The sequence below is a fragment of the Acinetobacter chinensis genome (assembly GCF_002165375.2).
In the GTDB taxonomy this organism is placed as follows: domain Bacteria; phylum Pseudomonadota; class Gammaproteobacteria; order Pseudomonadales; family Moraxellaceae; genus Acinetobacter; species Acinetobacter chinensis.
In genome coordinates this window covers 988,806-1,006,665 of the sequence record NZ_CP032134.1, presented here as the reverse complement: position 1 = coordinate 1,006,665, position 17,860 = coordinate 988,806, and the positions used below count along the sequence as shown (strand labels likewise).

Genomic DNA, 17,860 nt, shown 5'->3' with positions numbered 1-17,860 from the left:
TTATATTTACATTAATCAATCTGCAGGTCGTACTGATTCCAGTACTACTGACCAGCTTCAGACTTCGGCCAGAATTTCTGAATAACAGAAACCACAACCACAACCAGCAACCCTGCTATTAAGCCCGTCAACAGGTTAATAAACGTTGGTGTCACAGCACCAATGATACTGCCTACATTTGGAATAAGCTCTGCCTGATGGACTGTATCTTCAGTGAAGTGATGAAAAAATGGAATGGCATGATTAATAATACCGCCACCCACCAGAAACATCGCCAGTGTTCCAACCACAGTCAGTGTTTTCATCAGTTTGGGGGCAAATGCCAGTAAACCACGTCCGATTTTCTGTTTCAGCGCGGATGCCTGTTCAGTCAGATACAGCCCAAGATCATCAATTTTCACAATCATGGCAACAAACCCATAGACCCCAACCGTCATCAGAATAGCAATGACTGACAGTACCATGACTTTTGTGCCAAAGCTTGCCGCTGCGACCGTACCTAGAGAAATCACCACAATTTCAGCTGAAAGAATAAAATCGGTGCGTACAGCACCTTTAATTTTATCTTTTTCAAATGTTTCCATATCTGTTTCTATTTCTTTCAGTTCTGTCTGAGCTTCTTCCGCAGTTCTGGCTTTTTTATGATGCAGACTGTGGATGACTTTCTCTACGCCCTCATAACATAGAAACAGACCACCCAGCATCAGTAAAGGATTGATTAACCACGGTGCAAATACACTGATCAAAAGTGCCAGTGGAACCAGAATCAGTTTATTGACAAATGACCCTTTTGCCACACTCCAGACAACCGGCAATTCTCTGTCGGTACGAACACCGCTGACCTGCTGCGCATTCAGTGCTAGGTCATCACCCAGTACTCCTGCTGTTTTTTTTGCTGCCATTTTACTCATGACTGCGACATCGTCCAGAACTGCTGCAATATCATCAAGTAATATTAATAGGCTACTCGCCATTATTATTTTCCTTTTATCAGTAATCTGTGCATTCTAAATGTGTCTGCAAAAAAATTCTGTACTTGCTTCATTAATAGCAGCAATATTTTTAAATTACGACATTTCATTTTTATTGTGCTGACATAAAAAAAAATTATGCCGTACAATAACAGCCAATTTAAAACACAGTCATAGTGCGATTACTGCTGGAAAAGATAATGAGCAATCAAGACAATCGCCCTGTTATTCTGACAGGCGACCGTCCGACAGGACAACTTCACTTAGGTCATTTCGTTGGTTCTTTACGTTCCCGAGTCGGTTTACAGGATTCTCACCACCAGCATCTGTTGCTGGCAGATGCTCAGGCACTGACAGATAATGCCGACAACTTCGAAAAAGTCCGTCGCAACATTCTGGAAGTTGCAACAGATTATCTGGCTGTCGGTATTGATCCGACCAGAACCACCATCTGTGTTCAGTCCTGCCTGCCTGCGCTGAATGAGCTGACCATGCTCTATCTGAACTTTGTTACTGTTTCCCGCCTGGAACGTAATCCAACCATTAAATCTGAAATCCAGATGCGTGGTTTTGAACGTGATATTCCTGCGGGATTCCTGTGCTACCCAGTTGCTCAGGCTGCTGACATTACCGCATTTAAAGCGACTGTCGTTCCTGTGGGTGAAGATCAGATTCCAATGATTGAACAGACCAATGAAATTGTGCGTCGTATCAACCGTCAGATTGGTCAGGATCTGCTGCCTGAATGTAAAGCACTGCTGTCAAATATGAGTCGTTTACCAGGCTTTGACGGCAAAGCAAAAATGTCAAAATCACTGGGTAACACCATTGTGCTGGATGCCACTGACAAAGATATCAAAAAAGCGGTCAATGCCATGTATACTGATCCTAATCACCTCCGTGTGGAAGATCCGGGTCAGGTGGAAGGTAATGTCGTGTTTACCTATCTGGATGCTTTTGATACCAATAAAGAAGAACTTGAAGAACTCAAAGCTCATTACCGCCGCGGTGGACTGGGTGATGGAACTGTCAAAAAACGCCTTGAAGGTGTGCTGAAAGAGCTGATCGGTCCTATCCGTGAACGTCGTATTGAACTGGCTAAAGATCCTGATTACATCATGGATATTCTTAAGGCTGGAACAGACAAGTGCCGTGATATCACTCAGCAGACACTCGATGAAGTTAAATCAGGTTTAGGTGTATTCCACTTCTGATTGAATTTGCGTTGCTGAAAAGAAAAAAGCTCTTAATATTTTAAGAGCTTTTTTCTATATAAAAGTCTGAAAATTTTAAACTAACATATTGTTAGTAACGTGATCTTACATGTCTTTACGTGAAATATCATGAAGTAATGCCCCCATTCATTTTATGATGATCAGCAATGAGAGCTGAAGCAATTCTTCATTCATTTCTCCTTTTCCATGTCTGTGTAAGCAGACCGCTGGTTCAACGCAATGATCACCCCAGTCATTGCGTATTTTTTTGTCTGAAGAAAAGTAGATTATTACCCGGTATTTTTAGACTTAATTACAGACATCATGTTATCTTTAAAGCTGTTTACTTTTACAACAAATTTTTCAACGAAATAACAATAGAGAAAATATGCAATGTGGGAACTGATTACCCATCCGTCCAATTATGCCTTCAGTATCAGTCTAAGCCTGATGTTCATGCTAGGTATTCTGGAATTAATGCTGCTGATTGCTGGTGGAGGCTCTCAGGGTCTGCTGGATCAGTTTTTACCTGATGACCTGTCCTCTTCTCCTCAGCATGCTGATACTGGCATGGATGGCAGCCCAAACCTGTTTATTCAGTTGCTGGACTGGTTGTATATCGGTCGTGTGCCCCTGCTGATCTGGCTGATTATTTTCCTGACCATCTATGGTCTGACAGGTCTGATCGCACAGACAGTTTTTTATCAGTTTACATCACATTATTTTTCTGCCTGGATTATTGCTCCTGCCTGCCTGTTTATCTGCATGCCTCTGGTCAGATACAGCAGTATGCTGATTGCAAAAATTTTACCCAAAGATGAAACGACTGCTATTTTCAGTGAAGAGCTGATTGGCCGGACAGCCGTTATTATTCTTGGTGAAGCAAAACAGCACTCCCCTGCACAGGCCAAAGTCAAAGATCAGTTTGGTCAGATCCATTACATACTCGTCGAACCTGAAGAAGATGAAATCTTCAGTCAGGGACAATCCGTTATTTTATCTGAAAAGACCAGTATAGGCTTTCTTGCAGTATCTGTATAAATTTTTATTAAAACCTTTGGAATAATAAACAATGCTGAACTCAAACCTCATGAATATTTTAATTATTGCAGGTGTCATCCTTGTCGCCTTTGTGGTTATTGGAATAGTAATCGCCAGACTCTATCGCCGCTCAAGTAAAGAAATTTCTTTTGTCAGAACCGGTTTCGGTGGTGAAAAAGTCATTCTGGGCGGTGGTGCAATCGTTCTCCCTGTTTTACATGAAACCATCCCTGTCAACATGAATACTTTACGTCTCGAAGTCAGACGTGCAGATGATCAGGCATTAATTACCCGTGACCGTATGCGTGTTGATGTCATGGCAGAATTTTATGTCCGTGTAAAACCAACCGCAGAATCCATTGCAACCGCAGCTCAGACTCTCGGTCAGAAAACCATGTCACCCAATGAACTAAAAAACCTGGTTGAAGGTAAGTTTGTAGACTCACTGCGTGCCGTTGCTGCCGAAATGGCGATGGAAGAACTGCATGAAAAACGCGTCGATTTTGTCCAGAAAGTTCAGCAGGTTGTATCCGAAGATCTGTTTAAAAATGGTCTGGAACTTGAAACTGTTTCACTGACCGGTCTGGATCAGACTGGATTTAAATATTTTAACCCTCAGAATGCTTTTGATGCTGAAGGTCTGACCAAACTGACTGAAACTATTGAAGACCGCCGTCGTAAACGTAATCATATTGAACAGGATACGGATCTGGCGATTAAAACTAAAAATCTTGAAGCAGAACAGGCTCGCTTACAGATTTTACGTGAAGAAGAATATGCAAAATTACAGCAGGAACGTGAAATTGCTGTCCGTCGTGCTGAACAGTTATCTGAAATTGCAGCGCAGGAAGCAGCAAAAAAACGTGAAGCAGAAGAAGCTCAGATTGCAGCTGAACGTGAAGTTGAACTGAAACGGATTGCTTCTGCCCGTGATGTTGAAAATGAAAATATTCAGAAAGCCCAGCTTATTCAGAAAGCTCAGGTTGAGCAGAAAAAAACCATTGAGCTGGCTGAACAGGATCGTGCAATTGCCATTGCAGAAAAATCCCGTGCCGAGTCTGAAGCCAAAGCTCAGGCTGACCAGGCACGTGCTCAGGCGGTAAAAGCAGAAGAAGAAGTTCAGACCGTTCGTGATACCCAACGTGCAGAGCGTGAAAAAGCGGTTGAACTGGTCGCTGCAAAACAGGCTGCAGAAAAAGATGCCATTGCCATCACAGTTGCCGCAGATGCAGGTAAAAAAGCTGCTGCAGATGAGGCTGAAGCCATCCGTATTTCTGCCGAAGCTGAAGCTGAAAAAGTCCGTTTGAAAGCCAAAGGTGAAGCAGATGCCAAAGTCCTGCTGGCTCAGGCGATGGAAAAACAGTATCAGGTCGATGCAGAGGGTACACGTGCGGTCAATGAAGCCAACAACGTACTTTCAAGCGAACAGGTTGAAATGCAGATCCGTCTTGCCCTGCTTAAATACTTACCTGAAATTATCCGTGAAAGTGTTAAGCCTATGGAAAACATTGACGATATTAAGATTTTGCAGGTCAATGGTCTGCATGGTGCAGGTATTGCATCTTCAGGAGAGGCTCAGTCTGATAACAGCAATATTCCGCTGTCCGATCAGGTGGTGAACAGTGCATTACGTTATCGCTCTCAGGCACCTTTGATTGACAGCCTGATGAATGAACTGGGCATTCAGGGCGGAGACATTAATGGACTGACCCAAAGTCTGAAGCCACTGCATAAACCTGAGTAATCACATACCAATAAAAAAGCCCTCTTATGAGGGCTTTTTTTACAACTTAAGATTAAGCCAATCCTTGCTTTTTCAGAACTTCAAGCATGGTGGAACCCAGCTCTGCTGGACTGCGTGTATATGCCATACCCGCTTTTTCAAATGCAGCAAACTTCTCTTCTGCTGTACCTTTACCACCAGAAATAATCGCACCTGCGTGACCCATACGCTTACCTTTCGGTGCAGTCACACCTGCAATATAACCCACTACAGGTTTAGTCACATTGGACTGAATATATTCAGCAGCTTCTTCTTCCGCAGTACCACCAATTTCACCGATCATAATGATGGCTTCAGTCTGTGGATCTTCCTGGAACAGTTTCAGACAGTCAATCTGGTTCATCCCTGGAATTGGATCACCACCAATACCAATACATGTAGACTGACCTAAACCAAGCTTGGTCGTCTGGGCAACCGCTTCATAGGTCAATGTACCTGAACGTGAAATAATCCCGATTTTACCGGACTGATGAATATGCCCAGGCATAATTCCGATCTTACATTCACCCGGTGTGATAATCCCTGGACAGTTAGGACCAATCAAACGTGCGCCATTACCATAGGTTTCCAGGTAACGCTTAGCTTTCAGCATGTCTAAAGTCGGCACACCCTCAGTAATCACCACAATCAGTTCAATACCAGAATCAATCGCTTCAACGATTGAATCCAGCACAAATGGTGCAGGTACATAAATAGAGGTTGCATTTGCGCCAGTTGCTTTTACAGCTTCACGCATGGTGTTGAATACAGGTAAATCCAGATGAGTTGTTCCACCCTTGCCTGGCGTTACCCCACCCACCACTTTTGTTCCATAATCCAGTGCCTGTGCTGAATGGAAAGTACCATTTTTACCCGTAAAGCCCTGTACCAATACTTTAGTGTCTTTATTAATTAATACGCTCATGATTGATACTCCTTACGCTTTCACTGCAGCAACAACTTTTTCTGCAGCATCGGCCAGACCGTTCGCAGAAATCAATTTCAAACCTGATTCATCCAGTAATTTTGCACCTAACTCTGCATTGTTCCCTTCCAAACGGACAACTACAGGTACAGTTACATTTACTTCCTGAACCGCTGCAATAATGGCTTCAGCAATCATGTCACAACGTACAATACCACCGAAGATATTGATCAATACACCCTGTACAGATGTATCTGAAAGAATGATTTTAAATGCTTCAATCACACGGTCTTTGGTTGCACCACCGCCAACGTCCAGGAAGTTTGCAGGCTGACCACCATACAGTTTAATGATATCCATGGTTGCCATTGCAAGACCTGCACCATTCACCATACAACCAATGTTACCTTCGAGAGCAACATAGTTCAGGTCAAATTCAGATGCTTTCAGCTCACGTTCATTTTCCTGAGATTTATCACGCATCGCTGAAATTTCAGGAAGGCGGTATAACGCATTTGAGTCGATGCCGATTTTTGCATCCACACACAGAATTTCACCATTTTCACGAACAGATAATGGGTTGATTTCAAACAAGGCAAAATCATTTTCAACAAATGCCTGATATGCACCTGTCATAATCGTGACAAACTGAGCAATCTGTTTATCTTTCAAGCCCAGCTGGAATGCAACATCACGTGCCTGGAACGGCAATAAACCGACCAGTGGATCTACTTCTACTTTAATAATTTTTTCAGGAGTTTCTTCTGCAACTTTTTCAATTTCAACACCGCCTTCAGTCGATGCCATAAACGTTACACGACGGCTTGAACGGTCTACCACTGCACCTAAATAAAGCTCACGCTCCACAGGATAAACATCTTCACACACCAGAATACTGTTTACAGGCTGACCATTAGCATCGGTCTGATAGGTCACTAAATTTGTACCAATCAAGTTTCTGGCATATTCAGCTGCTTCATCGGCAGATTTTACAACTTTAACACCACCTGCTTTACCACGTCCGCCTGCATGAACCTGAGCTTTCATGACTGCAAATTTGCCACCGATCTGGTCAAATGCTTTCGATGCTTCATCGGGTGTTGTGATTAAAATGCCTTCCTGCACTGGCATACCATATTTTTTTAACAGCGCTTTCGATTGATACTCATGTAAATTCATTTTTTACCTTTTACTACTTTTCACGTTGTTATTACCTGCCAATATTTAGGCATACGCCATGTCAAACCATTGGCAATTATTAAAATTTGTTCTTTTATTTTTAGATGATTGTTCTTTTAAAAACAACCACCATTACGTAAAAAAGAGCGGTATAAACCGCTCTTTTTGTGATCTTATTTGCGTTTACGCTGAATCGCGTGAATCGCACGTCCATCCACTGCAAGTGCAGCCTCATGAACCACTTCTGAATACGTTGGGTGACCAAAAGTCATCAGCTGTAAGTCTTCAACAGAAGATACAAACTCAAGCGCAATCATACCCTGGTGAACGATGTCAGATGCGCCAGGACCAATGATGTGCATACCCAGTAAACGATCCGTTTTCGCATCAGCAACAAACTTCACGAAACCAGCAGATTCATTGGCAGCTAAAGCACGACCATTCACCGCAAATGGGAATTGACCTGTTTTAACTTCATGACCTTTTTCTTTGGCTTGTTCTTCAGTTAAACCTACCCACGCCGCTTCTGGGTGTGTGTAAATTACGCTGATGATGGTGTCATAGTTGATCTGAGCCGCATGACCATGCATACGTTCAACAGCCATTACACCTTCTTCCATTGCTTTATGTGCAAGCATTGGACCACGAACCAGGTCACCAATTGCATATACGCCTTCAACAGAAGTTGCACACCAGTCGTTGACTTCAACAAGACCACGTTCAGTGAGTTTAATACCTGAATCGTCGCTCAATAGACCTTCTGCATACGCTTTACGACCTACACAAACGATCAATTTATCGAAAGTCTGAGTTTTGTCTTCGCCGCCTTGAGTATATTGAACAGTCACTTCACGACCGTTAATCTCAGTACCCGCAACTTTAGCGCCTACACGAATGTCTAAACCCTGTTTAGTCAAAAGTTTCTGGTAGTCTTTTGCCAAAGCTTTGTCTGCCATTGGTAAAAATGCATCCAGTGCTTCAAACACAACAACTTCAGAACCCAGACGACGCCATACAGAACCAAGCTCCAGACCAATAACACCTGCACCGATTACGCCAAGACGTTTAGGCACTTCCTGGAATTCTAATGCGCCAGTTGAATCAACGATTAAGTCTTCATCAACTTTTGCTACAGGAATGTTTACAGGTACAGAACCTGTCGCAAGAATTACGAATTTAGGTTCTAAAACCTGAACATCACTACCTTCTAATGGTGTGAATTCAACTTTTTTACCTGCAAGTAATTTACCAGTACCCTGTAACCACTCAATGCCGTTGCCTTTTAATAATTGAGCAACACCACCAGTTAAGTTATCAACAACTTTGTCTTTACGCGCAAGAAGTTTTTGAAGGTCTAATTGAACATTTTCAACTGAGATTCCGTGTACATCCAAGCCATGAAGTGTATCTTCATAGTGATGTGAAGAATCAAGCAATGCTTTAGAAGGGATACAACCTACGTTTAAGCAAGTACCACCCAGAGATGGTTTACCTTTGTGTACACGTTTTTCGATACACGCAACTTTGAAACCAAGCTGTGCAGCACGGATCGCTGCTTCATAACCACCTGGCCCACCGCCGATTACTACTAAATCAAACTGAGACATGCTATCTCCAGAAACGGGCTAGAGGATCACCCTAAGCCCGTATTGTTATTCGTAAGAATTAAAGATCAAGGATTAAACGAGCTGGCTCTTCAAGCAATTCTTTAATTGCAACAAGGAAACCTACTGCTTCTTTACCATCGATTAAACGGTGGTCATAAGAAAGTGCCAGATACATCATCGGCAGAATTTCAACCTGACCATTTACAGCCATTGGACGATCCTGGATTTTATGCATACCCAGAATAGCTGTCTGTGGTGTGTTCAGAATAGGCGTAGAAAGTAATGAACCGAAAGTACCACCATTAGTAATAGTGAATGTACCGCCAGTCATATCTTCGATACCCAGTTTACCGTCACGCGCTTTACCAGCATATGCACGGATACCGTTTTCAACTTCTGCATAGTTCATGCGATCAGTATCACGAAGTACAGGTACAACCAGACCACGCTCAGAAGAAACCGCTACACCGATGTCATAGAAACCGTGATAAACGATATCTTCGCCATCAATGGAAGCATTTACAGCTGGGTAGCGTTTCAGTGCTTCAGTCGCTGCTTTAACAAAGAAAGACATGAAACCTAAACGAGCGCCATGGCGTTTTTCAAACGCATCTTTGTACTGTGCGCGCATTTCCATGATTGGCTTCATGTTGACTTCGTTGAACGTAGTCAGCATTGCAGTTTCCTGAGTCGCTGCAAGCAGACGCTCAGCAACACGCTTACGAAGACGTGTCATAGGAACACGTTTTTCAATACGCTCACCAACAGCAACGCTTAAAGGTGCAGCAGCTGGTTTAGCCTGATGATTTGCAACATCTTCTTTAGTGATGCGACCACCACGACCTGTACCCGCTACGTCAGCAGCTGCAATACCGGTTTCAGTTAATGCTTTACGTACCGCTGGTGCCTGATCAGCAACTGGCTGAGCACGCTCAACAACAGGTGCAGCACCTGCCTGAGTATTTGAAGCAGCCTGTTCAACTTTCTGTTCAGACTGAACAGCTTCAGTTGCAGCAGCGCCAGAAACAGCACCTTCTTCAAACTGTGCAATCACTTCAGATGAAAGAACTGTATCGCCTTCATTTTTGATGATTGCAGAAATAGTACCATCAGCAGGAGCAACCACTTCCAGAACAACTTTATCAGTTTCAATATCACAGATTACTTCATCGCGTGATACAGCTTCACCTGGTTGTTTGTGCCAGGTCGCAATCGTACCGTCAGCAACTGACTCTGGAAATACCGGTGCTTTAATTTCGGTTGCCATTATTTAGTTTCTCCTGATTGATCAGCTACGATCGCAAGTGCGTCAAATACGAGCTGAGCTTGTTGTTTTGCGTGCAAGTAAGGTGAGCCACAAGCAGGTGCAGCTGAAGCTTCACGACCTGCGTAGCTGATTTTAATTTGTTGACCGGATTTCATTACGCCTTCGTATAAACGAGGTGCGATAAACAGCCATGCGCCCTGGTTCTTCGGCTCTTCCTGACACCATACAAGTTCTTTGATGTTTGGATAAGTAGCCAGTACTTCTGCAAGACGCTGTTCTGGATATGGATACAACTGTTCAACACGGACAATTGCAATATTCAGATTTTCTTCACGACGTTTTTCAAGCAGATCGTAATAAACCTTACCACCACACAGAACCAGACGTGTTACGTCAGCTTTGTTAATGTTATCCACTTCATCAATCACAGTCTGGAATGTACCTGTCGCCAGTTCATCCAGAGTGGATGTCGCAAGTTTGTGACGAAGTAATGACTTCGGTGAAGTCACGATCATTGGCTTACGGATTGGGCGGATTGCCTGACGACGCATCGCATGGAAAATCTGAGCTGGCGTAGTCGGAGTGATCACCTGCATATTTTCTTCAGCACATAACTGAAGGAAACGTTCAAGACGTGCAGATGAATGCTCTGGACCCTGACCTTCAAAACCATGTGGAAGAAGCAGTGTTAAACCACACACACGTTCCCATTTGGTTTCACCAGAAGAAATGAACTGATCGATCACAACCTGCGCACAGTTTGCAAAGTCACCGAACTGCGCTTCCCAGATAATTAAACTGTGTGGCAGTGTCGTTGCATAACCATATTCAAACGCAAGTACAGCCATTTCTGACAACAGAGAGTCATAGATTGCAGTACGTGGCTGATTTTCTTTGATGTGGCAAAGTGGGATATAAACCGAACCATCCACCTGGTTATGCAGTTTTGCATGACGGTGTGAGAATGTACCACGACCAACGTCTTCACCAGTCAGACGTACAAGGTAACCATCGTCCAGAATGGAAGCATAAGCTAAAGTTTCAGCTGCGCCCCAGTTCAGTGGCATTTCGCCTGTCTGCATTTTTAAACGGTCATCAATGACTTTTGAAACTTGACGCTGCATCACGAAGCCTTCTGGCAACTCACGCATTTTTGTGCCAAGTTCTTTCAGGCGTTCGATCGGGAATGTTGTATCCCATACATCTGTATATTCGTGACCTAAATACGGTGTCCAGTCCACGAACATTTTCGTATTTGGCTCAAGAACAAGTGCATTGGCAACATGGTTGCCTGCTTCAAGGTCTTCACGGTATTTTTCAACCATTGCATCAGCAGCAGCACGGTCAAGTACATTCTGCTGTACAAGCTGATCTGCATAAAGCGTACGTGTTGTCGCTTTTTTGTTGATCACCTGATACATCATTGGCTGAGTTGCAGCTGGCTCGTCTGCTTCGTTGTGACCACGACGACGGTAACAGAACATATCAATCACAACATCCTTACGGAATGTGTGACGGAAGTCGTGAGCAAGCTGAGAAACAAACAGAACAGATTCAGGATCATCACCGTTCACATGGAAAATCGGTGCCTGGATCATTTTTGCGATATCTGTACAGTATTCTGTAGAACGTGCATCGCGTGGATCAGATGTTGTGAAACCAACCTGGTTATTGACAACAATATGAACCGTACCACCGACTGTGTAACCACGAGTCTGTGACATCTGGAAAGTTTCCTGGTTCACGCCCTGACCTGCAAAAGCAGCATCACCGTGTACAATCACCGGTAATACGTCATCACCACCGATGTCTTTACGACGAACCTGACGTGCACGTACAGAACCTTCAACTACAGGTCCAACGATTTCAAGATGCGATGGGTTGAATGCCAGTGCCAGGTGAACTTCGCCGCCTGGTGTCATTACGTTTGAAGAGAAACCCTGGTGATACTTAACGTCACCAGAACCTTTTTTATGCAGTGATTTACCTTCAAATTCACCAAAAAGGTCTGCCGGGTTTTTACCCATGATATTTACAAGCAGGTTCAGACGACCACGGTGTGGCATCCCGATCACAACTTCTTTACAGCCTACAGAACCTGCACGCTGAATCAATTCGTTCACCATAGGAATGAAAGATTCACCACCTTCCACACCAAAGCGTTTAGCACCAACGTATTTATTGCCCAGGAATTTTTCCAGGCCTTCAGCAGCTGTCAGACGCTCAAGTACGTGTTTCTTCTGCTCTGCAGAAAAACCAAACTGACCACGAGCACCTTCAAGGCGTTGCTGAATCCAGCGTTTTTCTTTGGTATCAACAATGTGCATGTATTCAACACCAATAGAAGCACAATATGTTGCTTCCATCGCGTTAACCATTTCACCTAAAGTTGCTTCAGTTTTACCAATTGCAAGATTACCGGCATTAAATACAGTATCAAGATCAGATTTAGTCAAACCATGTGCAGCAAGATCAAGATCAGGCACGTCTTCACGTTTAGCCAGACCTAATGGATCCAGTTTTGCTTTTTGATGACCACGGTTACGATATGCTGCAATTAACTGCAATACACCAATCTGGCGACGTTCATGTTCAGAACTGACTGCGCTTTGAACAACTGGCTGGACACGGCTTGAATTACGACCCAGTAAAAGGAATTGCTCACGTACATTGCTGTGTGGCTGGTCGCCTTTCGGGAATTTATCGAAGTATTCACGCCAGTCAGCACCTACTGAGTCTGGAGCCGTCAAATACTGCTCATAAAGTTCTTCAATATACGCTGCACTATCAGCGGAAAGTTCAGTGTCAAGACGCAGTGCGTCAGCAACTTCTTGCATTTGTGGACCCATTTCCTATTGCAAAAACATTTTTCAGGATGCTTTTTAAGCACAACCCATGATTAATAATGTCAAATTGGTAATATGACATTAGTCCTCATCTGACATAAGCCATGAGGCGTTATCACCACACTGGCGTTACCCAGTATGAATAATGAATCATAACGCCCTCAATGGCATCATCACTCATCAATACCCAACCCAGGCTGGGCAATTTTTTGCAAATCGACTTAGAAAAAGTAACTGTTCTGATTTACCTTTTCTAAAGCGATTACTGAATATTTATATACTGTTTGCTGATTTGCAAATGTTGAGAAAATGTACATATAACGGGCACATTTTTCACATACAGCGATATGTCAAATCGTAACATGTTCTCAACTCTCAATTGATTTAATTGACACATACCTCCCATAAACCAGCTAAATACATACATCATATTTTAATCTAACATATGGTGCTTTATTCAAAAACTGCTTGCAAGAGAGACTAAAGTACAATTAACCATCAAATTTTCCATAATAAAAAAGGACACTGCTCGAACTGTCCCCTGATATCGTTACATCATAACATTTTTATTCAGAATTTTCAGACAATCTAACCGTCTTACAACACATAAAAAAAGCACATCCTGAGATGTGCTTTTTTTGATCCGGAAAAATTAACCAGCCATATCAAGCAGCATGCTGCGGATGTGACCAATTGCTTTTGTAGGATTCAGACCTTTAGGGCAAACTGACACGCAGTTCATAATACCCTTACAGCGGAACAGAGAGAACGGGTCATCAAGACGGGATAAACGATCCTGAGTTGCTGTATCACGCGAATCAATAATGAAACGGTATGCATTTAACAATGCTGATGGACCCAGGAATTTGTCCGGGTTCCACCAGAATGATGGGCATGAAGTTGAACAACATGCACAAAGAATACATTCATACAGACCATCAAGATGTTCACGGTCTTCAGGAGACTGTAAACGCTCTCTAGCAGGCGCTGGCTGGTTATTGATCAGGAATGGCTGAATTTTGTCATACTGATCGTAGAACTGATTCATATCCACAACAAGATCTTTTACAACAGGAAGACCTGGTAAAGGACGGATTGTGATTTCATTCGGTAAATCATTCAGGTTCCAGAGACAAGCCAGACCATTTTTACCGTTAATGTTCACACCATCAGAACCACAGATACCTTCACGGCAAGAACGACGGAACGTTAAAGATTCATCTTCAACTTTCAGTGCCAGAAGAGCATCAAGCAACATACGGTGCTTATCTGTCAGTTCCAGTTTAAAAGTCTGCATGTACGGTGCTTTATCCTTATCAGGATCGTAGCGGTAGATATTAAATGTACGAGTACCTCTACTCATCTTACTTCTCCTAATTAGAATGTACGTGGTTTAGGTGGAATTGGTTCAACAGACAGCGGGTTATAACGCACTGGCTTGTACTCAAGATGGTTATCAGCAGAGAACCATAATGTGTGTTTCATCCATTCATCATCACGACGGCCATAAGGATAAGCTGGGTGATCTGGTGATTCTTCAAAATCAACCACTGTATGCGCACCACGACATTCTTTACGGGCAGCTGCTGAAATCAGAGTAGCTTTCGCAACTTCATACAGGTTTTCAACTTCAAGTGCTTCAACACGTGCAGTGTTGAATACTTTGGATTTGTCTTTCAGATGGATGTTACGAACACGCGGCTCAATTGCAAGAATCTGCTTAACACCCTCTTCAAGCAATGCAGATGTACGGAATACACCAGCGTGATCCTGAACGATGTCACGGATTGCATCTGCAACTTCCTGAGCATTTTCACCTGAAGTCGAATCATCAAGATGACGGATACGTTTCAGCGTGTTTTCAAGCACAGTTGTTGGCAGTGGCGTATATTCATCACCATGATGCTTGGTTACATAATCAATGATGTGTTCACCAGCAGCTTTACCAAATACAACAAGGTCAAGCAGTGAGTTTGTACCTAAACGGTTTGCACCATGTACAGATACACATGAACATTCACCGATCGCATAGAAACCTTTTACAGGCTTAGTGAAGTTACGTTCACCCGCATTGTGTGAATAAACACCGGTATCTTTATCGTAGTTCGCTTCAAATGCTACAGTTTCAGGGCTTTCAGGCAGAACAACCTGACCATGAATGTTTGTAGGAATACCACCCATCTGATAATGGATTGTAGGAACAACTGGAATCGGCTCTTTAGTGATGTCCACGTTCGCAAATTTCTTACCGATCTCAAATACAGACGGCAGACGTTTCATGATCGTGTCAGCACCCAGGTGCGTCATATCAAGCAGAATGTAGTCTTTCTTAGGACCACAGCCACGACCTTCTTTAATTTCCTGGTCCATTGAACGTGATACGAAGTCACGCGGTGCCAGATCTTTTAAAGTCGGCGCATAACGTTCCATGAACGGTTCACCAGAATCGTTACGAAGGATCGCACCTTCACCACGACAGCCTTCAGTCAGCAGTACACCTGCGCCTGCAACACCTGTCGGGTGGAACTGCCAGAATTCCATATCCTGTAATGGAATACCAGCACGGGCTGCCATACCAAGACCGTCACCAGTGTTGATATAAGCATTTGTAGATGCACGGTAAACACGACCTGCACCGCCTGTAGCGAACAGTGTAGCTTTACCCTGGAATACAGCAATATTACCAGTTTCCTGGTCAATCGCAGTTACACCCAGTACATCACCAGCTTCGTTACGGATCAGATCAAGCGCAATCCATTCAACAAAGAACTGTGTACCCATTTTCACGTTGCTTTGATAAAGCGTGTGAAGAAGCGCGTGACCTGTACGGTCAGCAGCTGCACAGGCACGTGGAACTGGCTTTTCACCGTAGTTTGCAGCGTGTCCACCGAATGGACGCTGGTAAATCGTACCATCTGCGTTACGGTCAAAAGGCATACCCAGGTGCTCAAGCTCATAAACAACCTGAGGAGCTTCACGAGTCATATACTCGATCGCGTCCTGATCACCTAACCAGTCTGAACCTTTTACAGTGTCATAGAAGTGGTAGTGCCAGTTGTCTTCCTGCATGTTACCCAGGGAAGCACCAATACCACCCTGCGCCGCAACAGTATGAGAACGTGTTGGGAATACTTTGGTTAATACTGCAACTTTTAAACCAGCTTGAGCAAGTTGGTACGAAGCACGCATACCTGAACCACCACCACCAACGATGACTGCATCGAAAGTCTGGTGTGGAATATTTGTGTAATCTTCTTTAGGGGTTATAGCGCCCATGATTTTTTCCTATCAATTCGCCCAAAAAATCTGGATTGCCCAGATTGCGTATGCAAACACAGCAAGAATAACTGCTGAAGTCAGAACAAGACGCAAGCCTGATGCTGAAGGACCCATCTGACGGGTAGTCACGTAGTCAGTGAATACCTGCCACATACCAATCCATGCGTGTGCAACAAGTGATAAGACTGCCAATAAAGATAAAATCTTCATTGGAACTGTCATCATGAAGCCAAACCATTGCTCGTAGTTGAAACCACCATTACAAAGGATCCAACCCAGAACAACAACCGTATAAACTGCCAGAACGACAGCACTTACACGCTGGATAAACCAATCGCGGGAACCTGAACCGGTTAAACCTGTAGCACTTTTCATCAGAGAACAATCCATACAAATGATGCGATAACAGAAATCGCAGCCAGGATCAGTGCAACAGTAGATGCTACACGACCGCTTTGCAGTTCCTCTGCAAAACCAAGGTCTGCAAGAAGATGCTTAATACCCATAATGAAATGGAACAGTAAGCCGGCTACGAATACCCATACGATGAAACGTACTATAAAGCCACCGAAGATTGCCTGAACCTGAGCAAAACCTTCAGGCGAAGACAATGACTTATCCAGAAGCCACAGAAGTACAGGTACGAGTAAAAATACGATGACACCAGAAAGACGGTGTAGAATTGATGCAATAGCCACAGGGGATTTTAAGTTTACATCTAAAACTTGACCCATGGACAAATTGACAGGTCTGTTGCTTTTCACAGCGGGCATCCTGTAAGTAAAAACTCCATCCGGAGTTTGTTGGAATTAATTCGAAGGAAAGCTGGCATTGTTCGGGCTACTGCACCTACTTCAGCAGTACCTGAACTTAAAACGACACTGAATTATAAAACGTGAACTGTCAAAATACAAACAATGACAAATCTGTTTTCAATAAAAAGTCTTTAAATAAGAATCATTAACAATTAAAACAACACAAAAGCACGCACTCAGTCTCAGGCTAAACCTACCTATACCATTGGTTTTTATGGATTAAAGACTTCACAAGTTCAACACATAAATGATAAAAAAAGAGATATACAATAGACTAAAGGCGAACAAAAAAGAAATTTCATCACGCATCAGCACGCTACATTTATTGTTATTTTTCAGGATGCTGTATTTAGTAATTAAATACAGACCATCACAAAATTCAAATAATATCTCAATATCACCAAATGAAATAATAACTTAGTATGTGAATAACTTTAAAACAGTCCAGGCTTGCGATTAATCTTTAGTCGAATATATTTGTTTCACAACCACTCATGATTATTTCTTAATCAACAGATGCAGTTCAATCAGTCATTTTTTAATCAGTCAGTTCACATTAAAAATTATTATTAATGATAAAACTCCAGTATTTTCCGAGCCACACAGAATCACTCACCTGTCTCTAAGTTATGAATAATATATAAATTTAATTTAATTTTTCTGTCTTTTAGCTGCAAAGTTAATATAAAAGCCCCTGTTTAAAATTACTTACAATTAAAACGATACTTATATTTTTTTATGCACCTGTAACCCTATTTAACTTATTATAATGCGTCGGTGCTGTGATTTTATTCATTTTTTATGTGAATATTTTATGACAAAACTTCTTTTGATAGTGTCATTTTTATCCATAAGTATAATTGACAAAATTTCAGTACTCACTAATCTAGTAGCAAATTTTCGATCCGTCTGATTCGCGCATTAAAAGATTAGTACTACGAGTCAGATATACAT

Annotated in this window: 13 protein-coding genes; 3 read left to right on the top strand and 10 right to left on the bottom strand. The window is 42.8% G+C overall.

Annotation, left to right across the window (positions count from 1 at the left end; translation table 11 throughout):
- Positions 1-44 precede the first annotated feature (44 nt).
- Positions 45-974 carry a DUF808 domain-containing protein gene (locus CDG60_RS05640; RefSeq protein ID WP_087513455.1) on the bottom strand — a complete coding sequence of 310 codons (930 nt, stop codon included), beginning with the start codon at positions 972-974 and terminating at the stop codon, positions 45-47.
- Positions 975-1,171: 197 nt separating this feature from the next.
- Here CDG60_RS05640 and trpS point away from each other — a divergent pair, with 197 nt between their 5' ends.
- The 3 genes from trpS (at position 1,172) to CDG60_RS05625 (ending at position 4,970) form a co-directional block, all read left to right on the top strand.
- On the top strand, positions 1,172-2,185 hold the full coding sequence (gene trpS, locus CDG60_RS05635) for a tryptophan--tRNA ligase (RefSeq protein ID WP_087513456.1): 1,014 nt from the start codon (positions 1,172-1,174) through the stop codon (positions 2,183-2,185).
- A gap of 393 nt (positions 2,186-2,578) precedes the next feature.
- The gene (locus CDG60_RS05630) at positions 2,579-3,226 is read left to right on the top strand and encodes a YqiJ family protein (RefSeq protein WP_087513457.1); all 648 of its coding nucleotides are present in this window, start codon (positions 2,579-2,581) and stop codon (positions 3,224-3,226) included.
- Between the two features lie 31 nt (positions 3,227-3,257).
- The gene (locus CDG60_RS05625) at positions 3,258-4,970 is read left to right on the top strand and encodes a flotillin family protein (protein ID WP_087513458.1); all 1,713 of its coding nucleotides are present in this window, start codon (positions 3,258-3,260) and stop codon (positions 4,968-4,970) included.
- A gap of 52 nt (positions 4,971-5,022) precedes the next feature.
- Here CDG60_RS05625 and sucD read toward each other — a convergent pair whose 3' ends face one another.
- From sucD to sdhC, 9 genes are all read right to left on the bottom strand, one after another.
- Positions 5,023-5,913 (bottom strand): succinate--CoA ligase subunit alpha, encoded by an 891-nt coding sequence (sucD, locus tag CDG60_RS05620; protein ID WP_087513459.1) that lies wholly within the window; start codon positions 5,911-5,913, stop codon positions 5,023-5,025.
- Positions 5,914-5,925: 12 nt separating this feature from the next.
- A complete protein-coding gene (gene sucC / locus CDG60_RS05615; RefSeq protein ID WP_087513460.1) occupies positions 5,926-7,092 on the bottom strand; it encodes an ADP-forming succinate--CoA ligase subunit beta in 1,167 nt (388 codons plus the stop codon).
- Positions 7,093-7,265: 173 nt separating this feature from the next.
- Positions 7,266-8,699, bottom strand: coding sequence for a dihydrolipoyl dehydrogenase (gene lpdA, locus CDG60_RS05610; protein WP_087513461.1), 1,434 nt, complete (start codon positions 8,697-8,699; stop codon positions 7,266-7,268).
- A gap of 58 nt (positions 8,700-8,757) precedes the next feature.
- A complete protein-coding gene (gene odhB, locus CDG60_RS05605; protein ID WP_087513462.1) occupies positions 8,758-9,966 on the bottom strand; it encodes a 2-oxoglutarate dehydrogenase complex dihydrolipoyllysine-residue succinyltransferase in 1,209 nt (402 codons plus the stop codon).
- Positions 9,966-12,803, bottom strand: a complete 2,838-nt coding sequence (locus CDG60_RS05600) for a 2-oxoglutarate dehydrogenase E1 component (RefSeq protein ID WP_087513463.1) — start codon at positions 12,801-12,803, stop codon at positions 9,966-9,968. Before CDG60_RS05600 ends, odhB begins: the two co-directional genes overlap by 1 nt.
- A 661-nt stretch (positions 12,804-13,464) precedes the next feature.
- Positions 13,465-14,175, bottom strand: a complete 711-nt coding sequence (locus CDG60_RS05595) for a succinate dehydrogenase iron-sulfur subunit (protein WP_087513464.1) — start codon at positions 14,173-14,175, stop codon at positions 13,465-13,467.
- A 14-nt stretch (positions 14,176-14,189) separates the two neighbouring features.
- Positions 14,190-16,088 (bottom strand): FAD-binding protein, encoded by a 1,899-nt coding sequence (locus CDG60_RS05590; protein WP_087513465.1) that lies wholly within the window; start codon positions 16,086-16,088, stop codon positions 14,190-14,192.
- 12 nt (positions 16,089-16,100) lie between these two features.
- The gene (gene sdhD / locus CDG60_RS05585) at positions 16,101-16,466 is read right to left on the bottom strand and encodes a succinate dehydrogenase, hydrophobic membrane anchor protein (protein ID WP_087513466.1); all 366 of its coding nucleotides are present in this window, start codon (positions 16,464-16,466) and stop codon (positions 16,101-16,103) included.
- Entirely contained in the window at positions 16,466-16,864 is a 399-nt protein-coding gene (gene sdhC, locus CDG60_RS05580; protein WP_087513467.1) for a succinate dehydrogenase, cytochrome b556 subunit, read from the bottom strand. Before sdhC ends, sdhD begins: the two co-directional genes overlap by 1 nt.
- Positions 16,865-17,860: the final 996 nt, after the last annotated feature.

Bases quoted from the DNA above. Each gene is read 5' to 3' on its own strand.
- sdhC (WP_087513467.1), bottom strand. From the start codon at position 16,864: ATGCCCGCTGTGAAAAGCAACAGACCTGTCAATTTGTCCATGGGTCAA.
- sucD (WP_087513459.1), bottom strand. From the start codon at position 5,913: ATGAGCGTATTAATTAATAAAGACACTAAAGTATTGGTACAGGGCTTT.
- CDG60_RS05640 (WP_087513455.1), bottom strand. From the start codon at position 974: ATGGCGAGTAGCCTATTAATATTACTTGATGATATTGCAGCAGTTCTG.
- CDG60_RS05600 (WP_087513463.1), bottom strand. From the start codon at position 12,803: ATGCAAGAAGTTGCTGACGCACTGCGTCTTGACACTGAACTTTCCGCT.
- sdhD (WP_087513466.1), bottom strand. From the start codon at position 16,466: ATGAAAAGTGCTACAGGTTTAACCGGTTCAGGTTCCCGCGATTGGTTT.
- CDG60_RS05590 (WP_087513465.1), bottom strand. From the start codon at position 16,088: ATGGGCGCTATAACCCCTAAAGAAGATTACACAAATATTCCACACCAG.
- CDG60_RS05595 (WP_087513464.1), bottom strand. From the start codon at position 14,175: ATGAGTAGAGGTACTCGTACATTTAATATCTACCGCTACGATCCTGAT.
- CDG60_RS05630 (WP_087513457.1), top strand. From the start codon at position 2,579: ATGTGGGAACTGATTACCCATCCGTCCAATTATGCCTTCAGTATCAGT.
- CDG60_RS05625 (WP_087513458.1), top strand. From the start codon at position 3,258: ATGCTGAACTCAAACCTCATGAATATTTTAATTATTGCAGGTGTCATC.
- odhB (WP_087513462.1), bottom strand. From the start codon at position 9,966: ATGGCAACCGAAATTAAAGCACCGGTATTTCCAGAGTCAGTTGCTGAC.
- lpdA (WP_087513461.1), bottom strand. From the start codon at position 8,699: ATGTCTCAGTTTGATTTAGTAGTAATCGGCGGTGGGCCAGGTGGTTAT.
- sucC (WP_087513460.1), bottom strand. From the start codon at position 7,092: ATGAATTTACATGAGTATCAATCGAAAGCGCTGTTAAAAAAATATGGT.
- trpS (WP_087513456.1), top strand. From the start codon at position 1,172: ATGAGCAATCAAGACAATCGCCCTGTTATTCTGACAGGCGACCGTCCG.